Here is a 14,957-nt window from a genome sequence, read left to right as displayed (position 1 = left end):
CGGAATCGTCAGGCGGCGGAGGGTTCGCGCAAGGCGGCGGTGGCGGCGATATCGAGCGCGCCGTCCTCGGTCAGCGCCACGCCATAGGTGCTGCGCGCCGCGTCACGGCCGAGATAGCCGAGCCGCACGTCGCGGGCGACCGCCTCCGCATCGCGCCGCTTGGGATCGCCCCAGCCGCCGCCGCCCGGCGTCTCCAGCCGCACACGCTGGCCGTCGCGGATCTTCACGTCGGTGACCTTGGAGGCGAGCGGCGGCGACGTCTCGCCCGCGTCGCTCTGCCAGGTGAAGCGGTTCAGCGCCGCCGGGGCGCCACCGGCGACACCAAAGGGCGCGAAGACGCCGCGCTCGCCCAGCAGGAAGACGTCGGCGTCGGTCAGCGCTTCGATCTCGTAGACGGCCCCGAGCCCGCCGCGATGCAGGCCGGCCCCGGCGGAGTCCGGGCGCAGCGCCCATTGGGTGAACATCACCGGATAGGCCGCCTCCAGGATTTCCACCGGCGGGATGGTGGCGGTGGAGATCGGGTTGTTGGCATGGTTCAGCCCGTCCGTCTCCGGATTGCCGCCCAGGCCGCCGCCGAAGAAGGAGAACATCACCCAACGCGAGCCGTCCTTGCGGTGCCCGGCCAGCGACAGCGCGTTGATGGTGCCGAAGGGGGCGGCGGTGGCGCGGGCCGGATCGGCGAGCGCCAGCGCGCCGAACACCACGCCGATGACGCGCAGGATGGTCTCGGTATAGCCGCCCACCGGCTTGGGCGGCTTCACCGCCAGCAGCGTGCTTTCCGGGATGACGAAGGTGATCGGGTTCAGGCAGCCGGCATTGGCCGGCACGTCGGTGAAGACATGCTTCAGCGCGACGTAGCAGCAGGCGACCGCGGTGGAATAGGCGATGTTCAGCGGCCCGGCGCAGGGCGCCGACGAGCGCGAGAAGTCGAGCGTCATCCGGTCGCCGGCGATGGTCAGGTCCAGCGCGATGAGCAGCCGGTCCGCCGTGATGCCGTCGTTGTCGAGATAATCCTCGAAGCTGTAGATGCCGTCGGGCAGCTTGGCCAGGGCGCTGCGCATCAGCGCCTCGGCCCGCGCGGTGAAGGCGTCGAAGGCGGCGTCGACCGTCTCTTCGCCATGCTCGTCCAGCAGCTCGGTCAGGCGGCGCACACCGAGATCCAGCGCGTTCAGCTGCCCGTTGAGGTCGCCGTAGTTCGACACCGGCACGCGGGAATTGGCGGCGAGGATCGCCAGCAGGTCGTGGTTCATCACGCCGGCCTTGACCAGCTTCACCGGCGGGATGCGCACCCCCTCCTGGAAGCTGTCGGTGGCGCGGGCGTTGAAGTTGCCCGGCACGTTGCCGCCGATGTCGAGCCAATGGCCGACCGACGCCATCCAGCAGAACAGCCGGCCCTGGCGGAAGATCGGCCGCACCAGACGGAAGTCGTTCAGGTGGGTGCCGCCGTCATAGGGGTCGTTGAACAGGAAGATGTCGTCAGCATGGAGATCGCCCTCCAGCGCCACCTTGTCGATCACCGCCTTGACGGCGAAGGCCATGGCGCCGACGAAGATCGGCAGGCCGTTGGTGCCCTGCACCAGGGTTGCGCCGGTCTCGGCATGATAGAGGCCGTGGCAGGCGTCGCGCGCCTCGGCGATGATCGGATTGAAGGCGGAGCGGTAGAGCGTCGCGTCCATCTCGTCGGCGATCTGCTCCAGCCGGCCTTTCAGGACGGCCAGCGTGACGGGGTCGATTGCGGTGGTTCTGGTGGTCATGCTGCGTCCTCCCGCTTGGCGGGGCCAGAGTCCTTGCCAAAGTCCTTATAAGCCTCGCCGAGTTCCAGCATCTCCGGCGTCCCGATCAGGTCGTTCAGCGCGTTGAAGTCGAACATGCGGTCGCGGAAAGGCTGGGTGGTGCCGTGCTGCGCCAGCGAGCCGTAATAGTCCTGCGCCTGCCGGGCGAGCGCCCGGACGATGCCGCCGGGAAAGATCACCAGCCGGTAGCCCAGCTCGCCCAACTCGGCGGCGGAGCTGATCGGCGTCTGCCCGCCCTCCACCATGTTGGCGAGCAGCGGCCGGATGCCCCCGAGGTCGCCGGCGATGGCGGACAGCTGCTCCCGGCTTTTCGGCGCCTCGACGAACAGCACGTCGGCGCCGGCCTCGACATAAAGGCGGGCGCGGTCCAGCGCCGCCGCCACGCCTTCCACCGCCACCGCGTCGGTGCGGGCGATGATCAGCGTATTCTCGCTGGCGCGGGCATCGACCGCCGCCTTGATCTTGCCGGCCATCTCGCCGGCCGGAATCACCGCCTTGTCGGTCAGGTGGCCGCAGCGCTTGGGAAAGCTCTGGTCCTCCAACTGGAGCGCGGTGGCGCCGGCGCGCTCGAACATGCGCACGGTGCGCTGGACGTTCAGCGCGTTGCCGTAGCCGGTGTCGGCATCGACGACCAGCGGTGTCGGCACCCGGTCGCGCACCAGGGCGATGGTGTCCGCCACCTCGCTGACCGAGACCAGCCCGATGTCGGGCCGGCCGAGCCGGGTATAGGCGATGGCGGCACCGGACAGGTACAGCGCCTCGAACCCCGCCCCGGCGGCCAAGGAGGCGGTGAAGGCGTCATAGACGCCGGGAGCCAGCACGACGCGGTTTTCCGAAAGCCGCTGTTTGAAGCTGATGTCGGGCATGGTCATCTCAGGCGCTCCCCCCGGCGGCGGCAGGCGCCGACAGAAGCCGGGTCAGGGGTGAAAGATCGGCCGCGCGGTCGATGGTCTCGACGCAATCGGCAATGGCGGCGGCATGGCCGGCACCCCAGACCGGGCCGGCGAGTTCGGCGAACTTCGCCCGCACCTCGTCGGGGCCGTAGGGATCCTCGGTGTCGCCCTTGTTGGTCAGCGCCTCCACCGCGAGGCTGCGGCCGTCGGCAAGGGTCAGGCGGACGCGGGCCGGACGCAGGCCGGGAAGCCGCGCGGTCAGCTCCTTGTCCTCGCGCACCGTCACACGGCGGGCGAGATCGCGGGTCGCCGCGGCCTGCCGGGCCTCGTCACGGAAGGCGTCCGGGGTCGCGGCGCCGTTGGCGAGGAAAGTCGCCAGCGCGAAGGGCAGCGAGAACTTCGCCGCCAGCATGTTCTTCGGCTCGGGCCCATCCAGCTGGGCGGCCCAGACATAGGTGTCGACCTCGATGGCCGCGACCTCGTCCGGAGCGATCCGGCCGCCGGCTTGCGCGACGATGTCGCCCAGCGCGTCGAGCGCGCCGTGGGTGTAGCGGCAGGCGGCATGGCGCTTGAAGTAGTTGCGGGCGATCTCCCAGCGCTCGCCCAGCTCGTCCACCATCAGCTCCGGCCGGAAATCGCGGGCGATGACGCCGCCGAACACGCTGCCGACGCCATCGGTCTCGCCGACGAAGCCGCTGGCGGCCAGATCCCAGGCGGTCAGTCCCAGCTGGTTGGAGACACCGGCATAGGCGTTGCGCACGGTGCCGCCCTCCAGCATCGTCCGCCGGCTGGTGGCGAGGCCGAGGGTGGAGGCGATGTTGATCGTCTCGATCATCGCGGCCGCATCCGCCCGGTTCAGATGGGCCACGGCCAGAGCCGCGCCCGCCGTTCCCCAGGTGCCGTGCGGGTGGGTGGTGACCAGCAGCTTGGCGGCGATGCCGATGCGCGAACCGATCTCGTAACCCAGAACCAGTGCCGTCAGCAGATCGGCCCCAGTGGCCTTCAGCCGCGGACCGGCGGCCAATGCCGCCGGCAGCACATGGATTCCCGGATGACCGCGGGCATACTGGTTGCCCTCGTCCAGTTCCAGCATGGTCCCGGCGACACCGTTCAGGAAGGCGGCCGAACCGGCGGCGAAGCCGCGGCCCGAACCGATCGCCGGGCAGTCTCCGGACCCGGCGCTTCCGGCCATCCGACCCACCAATGCGCGGCATTCCGGTTCCTGCATGCCGGCGGCGATGACGCCGATACAGTCGAGCAGCACCAGCTTCGCCCGTTCCACCACCGGGGCCGGCAGGTCGGCGAAGGTCAGGCCGGCGGCGAACTCGCCCCAGCGGTCGAGCCAGGACGGCCGGGCGGCGGCGAGCAGTTCGCTCGCCGGCTTCACGTCGAAGGACAGGCTTGTCATGTCACCGCTCCCGAGCGGACGGCCCCTAGAGGCCGAGATAGGTGCGTTTCAGTTCGGGGTCGCGCGCGATCTCGTCGGACGGTCCCGACAGCGCGAAGACGCCGTTTTCGAGGATGTAGGCCCGGCGGGCGACCTCCAGCGACTGGACGACGTTCTGCTCGACCAGCAGGATCGCCAGCCCGTCGGCATTCAGCTTGCGGATCAGCGTGAACATCTCCTCCACCACCAGCGGCGAGAGGCCGAGCGAAGGCTCGTCGAGGATCAGCAGCAGCGGTTCGGCCATCATGCCGCGGCCGATCGCCAGCATCTGCTGCTCGCCGCCCGACAGGGTGCCGGCGAACTGGCCCTCGCGCTCCTTCAGGCGCGGGAAGGTGGCGAAGATGCGCTCCAGGTTCCGTGCCCGGTTCGGCTTGCCGCGGCGGTAGCTGCCCAGCTCCAGATTCTCGCGGATCGACAGGTTGGGGAAGATCTTGCGGCCTTCCGGCACCTGGATCAGCCCCTCCTCGACGATGCGCGCGGCGGATTTGCCGTCGATGCGGGTGCCGCCGAAATGAATTTCGCCGGTCCAGGGCGGCAGCACGCCCGACAGCACCTTGTTCAGCGTCGTCTTGCCGACGCCGTTGGACCCCAGCACCGTGACGATCTCGCCGGCATGCACCGCCATGTCGATGCCGCGCAGCACCTCGGTGGCGCCGTAGCCGGTCGTCAGGCCGCGGATTTCCAGAAGCTGCTCAGCCATGGGCCGCCCCCTCCGCCTTCAGGCGGGCGGCGGCGCCATGGCCGAGATAGGCCTCGATCACGCGGGCGTCGGCGCAGACGACGGCGGGCGGCCCCTCGGCGATCATGCGGCCCTGGGCCAGCACATAGACGCGCTCGCACAGGTTCATCACCGCCTGCATGACATGCTCGATCATCAGGATCGTCACCCCTTCGTCGCGGATGCCGCGGATCACCGGGAGGATGTCGCGGATCTCCGACGGGTTCAGGCCGGCCAGCACCTCGTCCAGCAGCAGCAGCGTCGGTTCGGTGGCAAGGGCGCGGGCCAGTTCCAGCCGTTTCCGTCCGGCCACCGTCAGACCGCCGGCCGGCCGGTCCAGTTCGGTGCCCAGCCCGACCCGGCGTGCCACCTCGCGCGCCTTGGCGGTGGCGTCCGCCCGCTTGGCATGGCGCAGATAGGCGCCGACGGCGATGTTCTCGCACACCGTCAGCCCGGCGAAGGGCTGGACGATCTGGAAGGTGCGGCCGATGCCGAGCTCCGCCCGGCGGTGCGGTTCCTCGCCGGTGATGTCGGTGCCCTCGAAGCGGATGCGCCCGTCACTGGGGGCGACGAAGCCGGAGATCATTGAGAACAGCGTGGTCTTGCCGGCGCCGTTCGGCCCGATCAGCCCGACGATGCCGCCCGGTTGCAGCGACAGCGACGCATTGTTCACCGCCATCAGCCCGCCGAAACGCTTGGAGACGCCCTCAACGGCCAGCATGGGAAACCTCCTTGGGACCGCGCGTGACCATCCCGCGGCCACGGTCGCGCAAGCGCTCCAGCAGGCCGAGGATGCCGCCGCGGGCAAAGGCGACGGCCAGCACCAGCACGCCGCCGAAGACGATCAGGTCGATGCCGGGGATGCGGCCGGCGAACTGCTTGGCGAGCTCGCCCAGCCCGTGCAGGGTCAGCGCCCCCACCACCGGGCCGAAGACGGTGCCGACGCCGCCGATGATCGGGGCCAGCAGAAGCTCCACCGAAATCCAGCTGCCATAGGCGATGTTGGCGTCGATATAGAGGAAATACTGGGCGTAGAGGCAGCCCGACAGCGCGGTCACGCCGCCCGACAGGGCGATGGCGCGCAGCTTCACCTTCAGCGAGTTGACGCCCAGTGCCTTGGCCGCATCCTCGTTCTCGCGCACCGCCACCAGCTGCGCCCCGAAGCGGGAGCGCTGGATCCAGCGCGTCAGCAGCAGCACCGCGGCGACCAGCGCCAGCACCAGCCAATAGAACACGGCGCGGTCGTCGAATTGCAGGTTGGCAGGACGGACGTCCAGCTTGATCAGCAGCCCGGCGGCCCCGCCGGTGAAGGAGGCGGCGTTGGCAAGAATGCGGAACACCTCGGCGAAGGCCAGCGTCACCAGCGCGAAGTAGGAGCCGCGCAGGCCCGATCGGAAGCTGAGGAAGCCGATGACCCAGCCGACCGCAGCGCCGGCCGCCGTCGCCAGCACCAGCCCGGCCCAGGCGTTGATGCCGTAGCGCGTCTGCAGGATCGCGGTCACATAGGCGCCGGTGCCGAAGAAGGCGGCATGGCCGAAGCTGAACTGGCCGCCGAAGCCGCCCAGGATGTTCCAGCCCTGCGCCCCCAGCGCCACGATCAGCATGAAGACCAGGAAATTCAGCACCGGGCTGGAGGTCACCACCAGCGGCAACAGGGCTGCCAGGAGGATCAGGACGGCGATCGGGATCAGGTCGCGCACGGTCATGCCTTGGCTCCGAACAGTCCGGTCGGCCGCACCAGCAGCACGGCGATGAAGATCAGGAAGATGCCGATCTGGCCCAGGCTGTCGCCCAGGAACAGGCCGCACAGGCTCTCCACCACGCCGATGAACAGGCCGCCCAGCAGCGCGCCGGGCAGTGAGCCCATGCCGCCCAGCACCACCACGGTGAAGGCGACCAGCACAAAGGCGCCGCCGATGCGTGGATTGACGTAGAAGGTCGGCATCAGCAGCCCCGCCGCGACGGCGAGGCAGGCGCAGCCCAGGCCGAAGGTGACGGCATAGACATGCGGCACGTCGATGCCGACCAGATTGGCGCCCAGCTTCTCCTTGGCGACGGCACGGATCGCCTTGCCGGTGTCGGTGCGGTTCAGCACAAGCCAAAGCAAGCCGGTCACCACCACCGCGACCCCCAGCCCGATCAGCCGCGGGTAGCTCAGCAGCAGCGGCCCCAGCGCCACCACCTGGAACGAGTAATCGGTGTCGAGCGTCCGGGTATCCGACTGGAACACGGCCAGCAGCACATTCTCCAGCACGATGGACAGGCCGAGCGTGACCAGCAGGATGTTGCCGTCGTCGCCATGGCTGGCCGGTCCGATGACGAAGCGCTGCAGGCCGTAGCCGAGCACGAACATCAGCGGCACCAGCGGCAGGATGGCCAGATAGGGGTCCATCCCCAACCAGGCCCAGGCGATCCAGACCGCGAACATCGCGCAGGTCAGGAGCGCGCCATGGGCGAAGTTGATGATGTGGAGCACGCCGTAGATCAGCGTCAGGCCGAGCGCGATCAGCGCATAGACCGCGCCGGTCATCAGACCGTTCAGCGCCGCTTCCAGGATGATCTGAGGGGAGTACATGGCAGCCCGCGCATGAGGGGATTGGCCCCCGCCCGCCCGGAAGGCCGGATCGCGGCGTCCCGGACGGATGGGGGAATGCGGAGGTGCGGCGGCGAAAAACCGATCAGACCGCCGGGAAGTTGGCCTTCGCCTCGGCGAACGCGTCGGGGAAGATCACCTTGATGTCCTCACCCTGGATCTGGGTGTTGATCGGGGTGGCGCCCTCGTTCTGGCCGTTGACGAACTTCGTCGGGCCGTAGGGCATGATGTGGCCGGCGAAGGTCGAGGCGTTCAGCGCCTCGATGATCTTCTTGCGGTCGGTCGAGCCGGCCCGCTCGATGGCGTCGGCCAGCAGCAGCACGTTCGAATAGTTCAGCGAGACATTGTAGGCGAAGGACTTGCCCTGCCCTTCCACCGCCTTGCGCAGGGCCAGCGCCTTCGGGTTCTTCGGGTCGTGCCAGTGGTTGCAGTCGATGACGTTCTGCGCCGCCTGCGGAAACTCCTTGACGAAGCGGCCGTTCGACGCCGCCCCGCCGAGGATCGCGTAGATGCCCTTCGGCTTGATGCGCTGCTGCTGCATGGTGCGGGCGAGCAGCACGAACTCGCCGTAGTAATTGGACGGGATCACCAGATCGGGGTTCAGCGACCGGATGCGCAGCGCCACGTTGGACATGTCGCGCGCCGGGGTCGGATGGGCGATGGTCTCCAGGATCTCGAAGCCGCGCTTGGGCAGCTCGGTCTGCAGCAGCTTGGCGAGGCCGGAGCCGAACAGCCCGTCCTCATGCACCAGCACGACGGTCTTGGCCGGCTTGCCCGCCTTGTCGTTGATGGCGGTCAAATTGTCGAGCGCCACCTGCGTGACCTTGCCGAAGCCGGGGCTGAAGCGGAAGGTGTTGGTCAGGCCGCGCGCCATGATCTGGTCCGACACGCCGACATCGACCAGATAAGGCAGGTCGTAACGGGCCGCCGCCTGGGAGGCGGCAAGGCAGATCGGGCTGGCGAAGCCGCCGACGATGGCGGCGACGCCTTCGGCCTGCATGCGCTCGACCTCCTGCGTGCCGGCTTCGGGTGTCGAGCGGGCGTCGCCGAACACCATTTCCAACTTGGCGCCGCCCAGCGACTTGATGCCGCCGGCCGCGTTGATCTCGTTGATCGCCATCTCCGCGCCCGCCCGGCCGAGGTCGCCGTCATGGGCGAGCGCGCCGGTCACCGGCTGGAGGATGCCGACCTTGACCGCCGCCGTCTGCGCGCGCAGCACCGACGGGGCCGCGAACGGCAGCGCCGTGACGGCGGCAGCCGCGGCGCCGGCCTTCAGCACCGTGCGGCGGGAGAAGCCGGTGTCCTGAACCGAACGTCCCATAACGCTCAACTCCTCTGTTTGATGGCCCGCGCGACGCGGGTGGGCTTTTCGCCCGATTTGCTTTTGTCGGCTTTGCTTTTCTCGGCCACCTTGCGGTCGGCCTTCTCGGCGGTGCGCGGCCAGCCGAGCGCCGGGCTCCAGCGCCGCTCGCCGTCGCCGCCGGTGCGCACCAGATCCATGTGGAAGCTATAGCGGTCGGGCCGGTACAGCGCGTGCAGATGCTCCACGCCGCGGCCCGACGGCTCGTAGACGATGCGGGTCAGGGTCAGCAGCGGCGACCCGATCTCGAGATCCAGCGCCGCCGCCGCATCCGGGCCGGCGAGCGTCGCATTGATCGCCTGGGTGGCGCGTTCCGTCGTCACGCCCGACCGTTCGATCAGTTCCAGCAGCGGACGCGCCGCCAGCTCGGCCTCCGAATAGGTCAGGCCGATCCATTCCGGCACATGGGTGGTCAGGTAGGAAAAGGGCTCGCCATCGATCAGGCGCACGCGCACCGACCGCTGCACCCGTTCGCCGGGCTTCAATCCCAGGCTTTCGGCAATGGAGTCCGACGGAACGCCGTAGCCGAAGGACAGCAGCTTCACGTCGGTGCTGCGGCCCATGTCGATCAGGTGCGACAGCACGTTGGAGAGGTCGGCGACGATGGGGCGGACGGTGCGCGTGTCGTGGACGAAGGTGCCGGAACCGGGCTTGCGCTGCACCAGCCCTTCCTTTTCCAGCAGGTCGAGCGCGCGGCGCACGGTGACCCGCGACACGGCATGTTCGGTCGCCAGAGTCGGCTCGCCGGGCAGGCGGCCGCCCGGCGGCAATTCGCCGGCGACGATGCGGTCGCGCAGCAGCAGATAGATCCTGCGCGCCTTCAGGGGTTCGACCGCCGACTTCACAGCACTCCGCCTCCCCTTCCACCGGAAACCGTTGGCCGTCCATTCATCAGACAGGAACCTGTATGATGGATAATACAGCTTTGGTCAACAGCGATGTTGGGCGTGCGGACGATCGGATGCCGGACCCGTCGTGCTTCTTCGGGACCGGGTGGTCAAACGGATGGAAAAAACCTACGGCGCGACGCCGCGACGATCAAGGACAAGGCGGACGTCACGACTTGGCGGACGACGGCCTGTCCGGACGGAAGGCGACGATCGTCGCGCCCGCGTCGCCCGGCACCGGATCGGCCGTCCCTACCCGTCCGGCATTCCCGGGCATCCCCGCTTCGGAGGCCGCGGTCAGGTAGCGCACGCAGCTGACGCGCAGGAAGGAGGCGAGGTTCTGAACGGCACCGTGGACCTCCACGACCTCGTCATGGAGGGTGACGATCAGGCGGTTCGTCGTGACCCCCTGCTCCGCCGCGATGCCGGCCAGGACGTTCCAGAACAGGTTCTCCAGCCGGATGCTGGTCACCATTCCGTGGATGCGCACCGAGCGGGACCGGGCCTCGTACAGGATCGGGTCGGTGTTGACGAAGATCTGGCACATATGCAGTCCCTCCTCCCATCGCCGGTCCCGTACCGCGATTACAGCATCGTGCGTTTAATATGAAACGCACGATGCTGTAGACTTATGTTTGGCGATCGGATTCACGCTTCAAATCGATTCCGATTTTACGCGATCCGATCTGATGCGGCAAAGTCAGTCCCGGTCGCAACCGATCCCGTCCAGGCCGGATCGCGCCCTGCGGACCGCGGTTCTCCGGATGCCGTGCTGGCTCAGCTTGCGATACAAGGTGCTGCGGGAAATCCCCAGCACCGCCGCCGCGTCCGACAGGTTTCCGCCGGTGGCGGCGATCACATCCTCGATCGTCCGCTGTTCGGTCACCGTCAGGGACATGGGCGCCGGCGCTGGCGAAACCGGCATTGCCGGACCGGAAATCGCCGGATACGGACCTCCCCAGCCGCAGGACTCGACGCCGCCCTGGACGATGCCCTCCAAACCGCGGCACGCATCGCGCAGGTCGTCCGGAAGATCGCCGACGTCGACGTTTCCGCTGGTGGACAGGAGGATTGCGCGTTCGACGACATTCCGCAGTTCCCGGACATTGCCCGGCCAGTCGTAGCCTTGCAGCAGATCCAGCGCCCCCACGGTGAAGCGGACCGGCGAGCGGCCATGTCGCTCCGCCAGCAGGCCGTTGAAATGGGAGATCAGCCGCGGGACGTCGCCATGCCGTTCCCGCAGGGGCGGCACCCGCAGGGCGGTGACGGCGAGGCGATGGTAGAGGTCGCGGCGGAACCGGCCGGCGGCGACCTCGTGGCGCAGGTTGCGGTTGGTCATGGCAAGCAGCCGCACCGACACCCGGCGCGGGACGTTGTCGCCGATGCGGTACAGCACCCCCTCCTCCAGCACCCGCAGCAGATAGGGCTGGAGGTCGAGCGGCAACTCGCCGACCTCGTCGAGACACAGCGTGCCGCCGTCCGCCAGTTCGAAGCGGCCGATCCGTCCCTCCGCCGCCGCACCGGTGAAGGCGCCGCGCACATAGCCGAACAGCTCGCTGCCCAGCATTTCGCGTGACACGGCGCCGCAATTGAACGGCACGAAGGGACCGCCGGGCGCCGCGCCGTGACCATGGATGGCGCGCGCGAACAGTTCCTTGCCGACGCCGGTCTCCCCTTCGATCAGGACGGGGACCGGCAGAGGGGCCAAGCGCTCCCCCTGCCCGATCACCGCGCGCAGGCTGTCGCTCGACCCGACGATATCGGCGAAGCGGCAGCGGCTATGATCGGCCTCGTCCGGCACGGCACGGCGCCCGCCCGACGGGCGGGCGGATGCCGCGCCGGGAATCACCAGCAGCGTCCCCCGCCGTTCCCCGTCCAGCATCAGCGGACGGACCCAGTCGGCCGGCACCGGCAGCCGGTCGCCGGCCCCCGGTCCACCAACCAACCCGATGATCGGCAGCCTGGTCCCCCGGCTGAGCTGCGGCACCTCCGATCCGAGGTTGGCCTTCAACAGATGCGCCGCCTTCCGGCTGGCATAGAGAAGGCGCCCGCGGGCATCCAGCGCGATCAACCCCTCGCCGGCATATTTCTGGCTGTCCTCCAGACAGGCTTCCAGCAGCCGCACATGCTCGGCCTCCGTCTGGCGGGCGAGGTTCCATTCCACCTGGCGGGCGGCGACCACGGCCAATGCCAATGCCTGACCGCTGAAGCTCTGCTTCAGGCCGGAGATGTCGAGCAGGCCGACGACCGCCCCGTCGACGGGATCGTGGATCGGGGCGCCGGCGCAACTCCACCCCTTGATGCCGGCGCAGTAATGCTCCGCGGCCTGCACCAGCACCGGCTGTTTGGAGGCCAGTGCCGTGCCGATGCCGTTGGTGCCGGCGCAGGTCTCGCCCCACTGCCCGCCGCAGGCCAGACTGATGTCGCGCGCCGAAGTCAACGTTGCGCGGTCACCGGCGGCATCCAGCACCACGCCGTTGGCATCGGTGATCAGCATCACCGTCCGGGTTCCGGCCAACAGGTTCGCCGCCTCCGCCAAAGTCGTGGCCGCAGCCTGGAGCAGGTCGCGGTTGTCGCGGCGCAGCGCCTCGATATGGTCGGTGCCGACCACCGGCGCCGCATCCGCCCGCGCATCGACCAGGAAGCTCTGGCAGCGCGCCCAGGATCGGATGACCACGTCGCGGACCGGCAGATTCTCCCGCCGTGATCCGGAGACGAAATCCTCCCAAGCCTTCATCGTGGCCGTTTCGCCATCCACCAGCGCGTGGAACGCCGGTCCGGACGAAGCACCGGCCGGACGGCCGATGCCGACCCGTTCGTTGGCCAACATAGTCCCCTCCCTGCTTGCCCGGCGTCTTTCATAGAGTTTTCAGGATGCGCCGATTGTCCTTGGACAGGGATGCGGAGGTTCGCTCCGACATCATCCGCATCAAGGATTGTTTGTATAGAAAATCATAAGCCGAACCGGGGCGGGAGGGGTAGTAGCGGAATACTCTATGGCCTTTTTCCTGTGTTTTCCCCGAAGGGGGAGGTGAGGCGTCAGGGCAGGGCGGGCTCAGCTCCGTCCGTACCGCTCCATTCCCCCTCCACGCGCCGGGCCGGCGGTGGGGTCGACATCGTCGGGAATGTCGGCGATCAGGGTGTGGGTGGTCAGCACCAGCTTGGCGACCGACACCGCGTTCAGCAGGGCCAGGGTGGTCACCTTGACCGGATCGATGATCCCGGCGTCGAACAGGTCGCCGAACCGGCCGATGCGGGCGTCGAATCCGGACCCGTCGGGAAGCGTGGCGACGCGGGCGGCGATGCCGGCCCCGTCCAGCCCGCCATTCTCCGCGATGCAGACCAGGGGCTGTACCATCGCCCGCTGCACCAGCTTCACTCCTGCACGCTCCCCCTCCCCGACGTCCCCGGCCAGCCGGTCGAGCAGCGGAGCGACGCGGGCCAGCGCGGTGCCGCCGCCGGGCACCACACCCTCCGCCAGCGCGGCGCGGGCGGCGGCGAGCGAATCCTCCAGAAGCTGGGCAGTGCGCTTCTGCTCCACCGGCGTGGCGCCGCCGACCTCGATCAGGGCGGTGCCGTGCGTCAGCTTCGCCAGCCGCTGGGACAGCTTGTCCCGCTCGATGTTGGGCGGCGCCTCCTCCCACTGGCGCTGCACCAGGGCGCGGCGGGCGGCCAATGCGTCCGGATTGCCATGGCCGCGCAGGATCGTGGTGCGGCCGGCCGAAACCTCGATGCGGTCGGCGCCTCCCAGGTCCTCGGCCGCCACGCCGTCGAGGCGTCCGCCCAGGTCGCGGGCGATCACCCGTCCGCCGGTCAGGATCGCGATGTCCTCCATCGTCGCCTGGCGCCAGTGGCCGAATTCCGGCGGGTTGATCGCCACCACCGTGGCGCGCCCGTCGCGGCGCAGCGCCATCAGCGCCGCCACCACCTCCGGCGCCACGCTCTCGGCCATGATCAGCAGCGGGCGGTGCCCGGCGGCGATGCGGTCGACCAGACGCAGGATCGGTTCGGGATCGGCGATCTTGTGGTCGGTCATCAGGAGGTAGGGCCGTTCCAGCACCGCGGTCTGGCCGGTCGGCTCGGTCGCCATGTGGTGGGACAGGAAGCCGCGGTCCAGCACCATGCCCTCCAGCACATGCAGCGCCGTCGGCGCGCCCGGCTGGCCGTATTCAATGTCGATCACCCCCTCGGCCCCGACCCGGCGCAGGGCATCGGCAACCAGGTGGCCGAGCGCCGGATCGGTCGCCGCGACGGTCGCCACCTGCTCCAGCCGGGCATGGCTCTCCAATGGCCGGGCCATCTGGCGCAGCCGGTCGACGACGAAGCCGCAGGCGCGCTCCATCCCCTCGACCAGTTCGACTGAACCATAGCCGTCGGCGAGCACGGCAACACCCTCCTGGATCAGCGCATCGGCCAGCACGGTGGCGGTGGTGGTGCCGTCGCCGGCCACGTCGTTGGTCTGCTTCGACACCTCGCGCACCACCTGGGCGCCCATGTTCTCGAAGCGGCAGGGCAGCTCGATCTCGGCGGCGATGCTGACACCGTCGCGCGAGATCATCGGCGTGCCGATCGGGCGGTCGATGATCGCGTTGGTCCCTTTCGGCCCCAGCGTGCCGCGCACCGCCAGCGCCAGCTTGCCCACCCCACGGGCAAGCGCGGCCCGCGCCTCGGCACGGTGCAGCATCATCTTCGGCATGGCGTTTTTCCCTCCCAGTCTTGATTTTATGAATCTGAAGGATAAGCGCCCTCTCCCGCCCCGGGAGAGGGAGGGGACCCACGAAGTGGGGAGGGTGAGGGGTGATCCAAGGAACCGGAAGCGCATGGCCCCGTGCCTCACCCCTCACCCTTCCCACCGCTTCGCGGCGGGCCCCTTCCCTCTCCCGGGACGGGAGAGGGAGACCTCACTCGTAGGCGAGCGCGTCATCCATGTTGCCGAAGAGGACGACCGTGCCCTCGTCGATCATGACCATGCGGCCATAGTGGGTGGAGGTGGAGATCTCGAAGATGTGCGGGGTCATCTCGCGGCCCAGCGCCTCCCCGATCTCGCTCATCTTGAACTCGATCTTGCCTTCGCCGTCGATGCGGATCATCGCCGGGAGGTAGGTAACGGTGATGCCGGGCTTGCTCTCCATCACCTCGGCGATGCAGCGCGCCTCGACGCTGTCGTTCATCGTCACGCCGCACTGGTGGGAAATGGTGCCGTCCTGGGTGATGTCCTTCAGCGGCTTGAAAAGCTGCTGCACGGTGGTGACGCTCATGGTTCTCG

Annotated in this window: 13 protein-coding genes; all 13 read right to left on the bottom strand. The window is 69.0% G+C overall.

From position 1 onward, the window contains the following. Nucleotides 1-8: 8 nt before the first annotated feature. Entirely contained in the window at nucleotides 9-1,754 is a 1,746-nt protein-coding gene (locus JHL17_RS07520; RefSeq protein WP_200191649.1) for a hydantoinase B/oxoprolinase family protein, read from the bottom strand. Next, on the bottom strand, nucleotides 1,751-2,665 hold the full coding sequence (locus JHL17_RS07515; RefSeq protein WP_200191647.1) for an isocitrate lyase/PEP mutase family protein: 915 nt from the start codon (nucleotides 2,663-2,665) through the stop codon (nucleotides 1,751-1,753). Before JHL17_RS07515 ends, JHL17_RS07520 begins: the two co-directional genes overlap by 4 nt. A gap of 1 nt (nucleotide 2,666) precedes the next feature. Then, the gene (locus JHL17_RS07510) at nucleotides 2,667-4,094 is read right to left on the bottom strand and encodes an MmgE/PrpD family protein (RefSeq protein WP_200191645.1); all 1,428 of its coding nucleotides are present in this window, start codon (nucleotides 4,092-4,094) and stop codon (nucleotides 2,667-2,669) included. Between the two features lie 25 nt (nucleotides 4,095-4,119). Then, nucleotides 4,120-4,833 (bottom strand): ABC transporter ATP-binding protein, encoded by a 714-nt coding sequence (locus JHL17_RS07505; RefSeq protein ID WP_200191643.1) that lies wholly within the window; start codon nucleotides 4,831-4,833, stop codon nucleotides 4,120-4,122. Further along, the gene (locus tag JHL17_RS07500; RefSeq protein ID WP_200191641.1) at nucleotides 4,826-5,572 is read right to left on the bottom strand and encodes an ABC transporter ATP-binding protein; all 747 of its coding nucleotides are present in this window, start codon (nucleotides 5,570-5,572) and stop codon (nucleotides 4,826-4,828) included. The genes JHL17_RS07505 and JHL17_RS07500 overlap by 8 nt, the downstream gene beginning before the upstream one ends. Then, nucleotides 5,559-6,557 carry a branched-chain amino acid ABC transporter permease gene (locus tag JHL17_RS07495; protein WP_200191639.1) on the bottom strand — a complete coding sequence of 333 codons (999 nt, stop codon included), beginning with the start codon at nucleotides 6,555-6,557 and terminating at the stop codon, nucleotides 5,559-5,561. Before JHL17_RS07495 ends, JHL17_RS07500 begins: the two co-directional genes overlap by 14 nt. Next, on the bottom strand, nucleotides 6,554-7,426 hold the full coding sequence (locus tag JHL17_RS07490) for a branched-chain amino acid ABC transporter permease (RefSeq protein ID WP_098738525.1): 873 nt from the start codon (nucleotides 7,424-7,426) through the stop codon (nucleotides 6,554-6,556). The genes JHL17_RS07495 and JHL17_RS07490 overlap by 4 nt, the downstream gene beginning before the upstream one ends. A gap of 103 nt (nucleotides 7,427-7,529) precedes the next feature. Further along, the gene (locus JHL17_RS07485) at nucleotides 7,530-8,765 is read right to left on the bottom strand and encodes an ABC transporter substrate-binding protein (RefSeq protein WP_200191637.1); all 1,236 of its coding nucleotides are present in this window, start codon (nucleotides 8,763-8,765) and stop codon (nucleotides 7,530-7,532) included. A 5-nt stretch (nucleotides 8,766-8,770) separates the two neighbouring features. Beyond that, nucleotides 8,771-9,649, bottom strand: a complete 879-nt coding sequence (locus tag JHL17_RS07480; RefSeq protein ID WP_200191635.1) for a UTRA domain-containing protein — start codon at nucleotides 9,647-9,649, stop codon at nucleotides 8,771-8,773. A 211-nt stretch (nucleotides 9,650-9,860) separates the two neighbouring features. Further along, nucleotides 9,861-10,238: a ribbon-helix-helix domain-containing protein gene (locus JHL17_RS07475; RefSeq protein ID WP_200191633.1), complete on the bottom strand. Its 378-nt coding sequence runs from the start codon at nucleotides 10,236-10,238 to the stop codon at nucleotides 9,861-9,863. Between the two features lie 153 nt (nucleotides 10,239-10,391). Continuing rightward, on the bottom strand, nucleotides 10,392-12,521 hold the full coding sequence (locus JHL17_RS07470) for a sigma-54-dependent Fis family transcriptional regulator (RefSeq protein WP_200191631.1): 2,130 nt from the start codon (nucleotides 12,519-12,521) through the stop codon (nucleotides 10,392-10,394). Between the two features lie 225 nt (nucleotides 12,522-12,746). Continuing rightward, a complete protein-coding gene (gene groEL, locus JHL17_RS07465) occupies nucleotides 12,747-14,387 on the bottom strand; it encodes a molecular chaperone GroEL (RefSeq protein WP_200191629.1) in 1,641 nt (546 codons plus the stop codon). 205 nt (nucleotides 14,388-14,592) lie between these two features. Next, complete coding sequence (locus JHL17_RS07460) at nucleotides 14,593-14,949, bottom strand: MmoB/DmpM family protein (RefSeq protein WP_200191627.1); 357 nt, start codon at nucleotides 14,947-14,949, stop codon at nucleotides 14,593-14,595. Nucleotides 14,950-14,957 lie beyond the last annotated feature (8 nt).

The sequence above is a fragment of the Azospirillum endophyticum genome (genome assembly GCF_016595245.1).
Classification (GTDB): Bacteria; Pseudomonadota; Alphaproteobacteria; order Azospirillales; family Azospirillaceae; genus Azospirillum; species Azospirillum endophyticum.
This window is presented reverse-complemented; position numbering and strand designations above follow the sequence as displayed.

Bases quoted from the DNA above. Each gene is read 5' to 3' on its own strand.
- JHL17_RS07470 (WP_200191631.1), bottom strand. From the start codon at position 12,521: ATGTTGGCCAACGAACGGGTCGGCATCGGCCGTCCGGCCGGTGCTTCG.
- JHL17_RS07495 (WP_200191639.1), bottom strand. From the start codon at position 6,557: ATGACCGTGCGCGACCTGATCCCGATCGCCGTCCTGATCCTCCTGGCA.
- JHL17_RS07485 (WP_200191637.1), bottom strand. From the start codon at position 8,765: ATGGGACGTTCGGTTCAGGACACCGGCTTCTCCCGCCGCACGGTGCTG.
- JHL17_RS07500 (WP_200191641.1), bottom strand. From the start codon at position 5,572: ATGCTGGCCGTTGAGGGCGTCTCCAAGCGTTTCGGCGGGCTGATGGCG.
- JHL17_RS07520 (WP_200191649.1), bottom strand. From the start codon at position 1,754: ATGACCACCAGAACCACCGCAATCGACCCCGTCACGCTGGCCGTCCTG.
- JHL17_RS07505 (WP_200191643.1), bottom strand. From the start codon at position 4,833: ATGGCTGAGCAGCTTCTGGAAATCCGCGGCCTGACGACCGGCTACGGC.
- JHL17_RS07510 (WP_200191645.1), bottom strand. From the start codon at position 4,094: ATGACAAGCCTGTCCTTCGACGTGAAGCCGGCGAGCGAACTGCTCGCC.
- JHL17_RS07460 (WP_200191627.1), bottom strand. From the start codon at position 14,949: ATGAGCGTCACCACCGTGCAGCAGCTTTTCAAGCCGCTGAAGGACATC.
- JHL17_RS07475 (WP_200191633.1), bottom strand. From the start codon at position 10,238: ATGTGCCAGATCTTCGTCAACACCGACCCGATCCTGTACGAGGCCCGG.
- JHL17_RS07490 (WP_098738525.1), bottom strand. From the start codon at position 7,426: ATGTACTCCCCTCAGATCATCCTGGAAGCGGCGCTGAACGGTCTGATG.
- JHL17_RS07515 (WP_200191647.1), bottom strand. From the start codon at position 2,665: ATGACCATGCCCGACATCAGCTTCAAACAGCGGCTTTCGGAAAACCGC.
- groEL (WP_200191629.1), bottom strand. From the start codon at position 14,387: ATGCCGAAGATGATGCTGCACCGTGCCGAGGCGCGGGCCGCGCTTGCC.